This window comes from Segeticoccus rhizosphaerae (genome assembly GCF_009192725.1).
In the GTDB taxonomy this organism is placed as follows: domain Bacteria; phylum Actinomycetota; class Actinomycetes; order Actinomycetales; family Dermatophilaceae; genus Segeticoccus; species Segeticoccus rhizosphaerae.
Window position 1 is genome coordinate 1 of the sequence record NZ_VOHR01000421.1, and the last position, 2,814, is coordinate 2,814.

At 73.2% G+C, this 2,814-nt stretch carries 4 protein-coding genes; 3 read left to right on the forward strand and 1 reads right to left on the reverse strand.

Annotated features, from left to right (window positions below):
- Positions 1 to 406: septation protein SepH (gene sepH / locus FRW57_RS19990; RefSeq protein WP_152186879.1), on the reverse strand; the 406-nt coding region annotated here is incomplete at its 3' end.
- A 96-nt stretch (positions 407 to 502) separates the two neighbouring features.
- Between sepH and FRW57_RS19995 the strand changes: the two genes are divergently transcribed.
- From FRW57_RS19995 to FRW57_RS20005, 3 genes are all read left to right on the forward strand, one after another.
- Positions 503 to 1,138, forward strand: coding sequence for a trimeric intracellular cation channel family protein (locus tag FRW57_RS19995; protein WP_137121077.1), 636 nt, complete (start codon positions 503 to 505; stop codon positions 1,136 to 1,138).
- 122 nt (positions 1,139 to 1,260) lie between these two features.
- Entirely contained in the window at positions 1,261 to 2,382 is a 1,122-nt protein-coding gene (locus FRW57_RS20000) for a ferrochelatase (protein WP_238999504.1), read from the forward strand.
- Positions 2,379 to 2,814, forward strand: a 436-nt coding sequence (locus tag FRW57_RS20005) for an inositol monophosphatase family protein (RefSeq protein WP_338055392.1), incomplete at its 3' end; no start/stop codon positions are given. The genes FRW57_RS20000 and FRW57_RS20005, both read left to right, overlap by 4 nt.

The window sequence follows — 2,814 nt, forward strand, 5'->3', positions numbered from 1 at the left end:
CAGGCACGCCGCGGTCGGTCAACCGGGCGGACACCCGTGCCTCGACGGTCTGCACGCTGGCGGCCCCGCCAGGGGTGCGACCGCGGACCGAGACCCGCCGGGCCAGCCCCGCGATGTGCTCGCGCTCGGCGAGGATGGGGCCTTCGTAGCGATGGACCTTCTCGACCGGCCAGCCGGCTCGTTCGGCGGCTTCCTCGGCACTGGCGCCACCGCGGATCAGCGCCTGGACGTCTCGGGGCCGCAGCGTGCTCCCGCCGTCCTCCGCGGGCAACGGTCGCCTCGGGTGGTGCCGCAGGCCGTCGCGCAGCTGGTCGTCGATGGGTAGGCGGAAACGCTCCTCGCCGTCGCCGGCCAGCAGCAGGTGCTCACCGTCCTCGTGCACACCGATCAGTCGCAGGTCCTGCATTCACGTCTCCTGTGGTCGCCCCGTTCAGGGGCGACTCTGCCACCTTCGCCGCCTGCGGCACAGTCGGACGCGCCGCACCGGTAGTTTTGGGAGGCCATGCTCATCCACGACGCCAACCTCCAGCTCGCCCTCGACATGGTGGGTGTGTTCGTCTTCGCGCTCTCCGGGGGCCTCGTGGCCGTGCGCAAGCGGCTCGACGTGGTCGGTGTCATCGTGCTCGCGTGGGTCGCCGGTCTGGGCGGCGGGACGATCCGCGACGTCCTCATCGGCGCGGTGCCACCGGTCGGCGTGTCCGACTGGCGTCAGATGGCCGCGGCCGCGGCGGCCGGTCTCCTGACCTTCGTGTTCCATCCGGGATTCGGCCGGATCAGTCGCTTCGTCCGGGTCCTTGACGCGTTGGGCCTCGCGGTGTTCGCGGTGGGCGGCTCGCTGAAGGCGCTCGGCTACGGCGTGACCCCGATCACCGCGGTCGTCGTCGGCGTGGTGACGGCGGTGGGTGGCGGGATGATGCGCGACGTCCTGGCGGGGCAGGTGCCGGAGGTGCTCCGCCACGAGCTGTATGCCGTGCCCGCTCTGCTCGGGTCGACGATCGTCGTCGTGGCCTCGAAGACCGAGCACCTCAACGTCGTGGTCGTCTGGCTTGCGGTGGCACTCGTCTTCGCGGTGCGGATGGGCGCTGTCATGCTGGACCTCAACGCCCCCAAGCCCCTACGCACCGGAGACCGTTCGTGACCTCACCTGCCGCCGAACCCGCCGACCCCGTGGGCCCTGCCGACCCTACCCAGCCGTCCACCGGCCCCGTCGAGCCGGCCGACCCGGCGACCCCGGACGAGGTGCTCGAGCCCGCGCCGGACCTGCGGGAGACCGACCGCCTGGAGCCCTACGACGCCGTGCTGCTGCTGTCCTTCGGTGGCCCGGAGGCGCCCGAGGAGGTCATGCCGTTCCTCCGCCGGGTCACCGCCGGTCGTGGCGTCCCCGACGACCGCCTCGCCGAGGTGGCGGAGCACTACCACCGGTTCGGGGGCCGCAGCCCGATCAACGACCAGAACCGCGCGCTGCTCGCAGCCCTGCGCGGTGAGCTGGACCGCCGGGGGACCACCACGCCGCTGCTGTGGGGCAACCGCAACTCCGAGCCCTTCCTGAGCGACGTCCTGCGCGGCGCGCACGAGGCCGGGCTGCGCCGGGTGGTGACCATCGTGACCAGCGCCTACTCGTCATACTCCTCATGCCGGCAGTACCGCGAGGACCTCGCCGACGCGGTCGCGGAGCTGGCGGACGAGGGCCGTTCGATGGAGGTCGACAAGATCCGCCCGTACGCCAACCATCCCGGCTTCACGCACGCCACGGTGCGGCTGGTGACCGAGGCCGCCCGTGAGCTGGCGCAGCGCACCGGCGCCGACGACGCGCACACCCGCCTGGTCTTCGTCACGCACTCGATCCCGACCGGGATGGACGAGACCTCGGGCCCGGGGGACGGCGAGGGCAGGGCCTACCAGCGCCAGCACGCACAGCTGGCCGCCGCCGTCGCCGACGAGCTCGGCGTCACGCTCGGCCGCGAGCTGGACTGGTCGCTCGTCTACTGCTCGCGGTCCGGGTCGCCGTCGCGGCCCTGGCTCGAGCCCGACGTCTGTGACCACCTGCGGGAGCTCGCGCAGGAGGGTGTCACCGATGTCGTGCTGGCGCCGATCGGCTTCGTGTCGGACCACATGGAGGTCATCTACGACCTCGACACCGAGGCCGCGCAGGTCGCTGCGGAGCTCGGGATCACCATGGTGCGCGTCCCCACGGTCGGCACCGACGAGGAGTTCGTCAGCGGCCTGGTGGACCTGCTCGAGGAGCGCGCCGCGCAGGCCCGCGGCGAACAGGTGGCGCGTCCCGCCTGGCCCGACCCGCACGCCCTGCCCGCCATCTGTCCCGCCGGGTGCTGCCCCAACCTGCGCGAGCACCGGCCCGCCCTGTGCGGAGCGGACCGGTGACCCGGTCGCAGATCCGTTCCGGCGAGGGCGCAGAGCTCGAGGAGCTGGCCGTCGAGCTGGCCCGCGAGGCCGGTCGGCTGATCGTCGAGGAGCGCCCCGACCGGGTGACGGTCGCCGAGACCAAGAGCAGCGCGACCGACGTCGTGACGGTCATGGACCAGCGGGCTGAGCGCCTGCTGCGTGACCGTCTGGCCGCGGCCCGGCCGGATGACGGCATCCTCGGCGAGGAGGGGGAGAGCACCTCGGGCAGCAGCGGACTCACCTGGGTCGTGGATCCGATCGACGGCACCGTCGACTACCTCTACGGGCTGGCGGCCTTCGCGGTGTCGGTCGCGGTCGTGACGGGCGACCCGACCACGCCGGGCGCGTGGGAGCCGGTCGCGGCGGCGGTCGACCATCCCGTCGCCGGCGAGACCTTCCACGCCCGCGCCG

Bases quoted from the DNA above. Each gene is read 5' to 3' on its own strand.
- FRW57_RS19995 (WP_137121077.1), top strand. From the start codon at position 503: ATGCTCATCCACGACGCCAACCTCCAGCTCGCCCTCGACATGGTGGGT.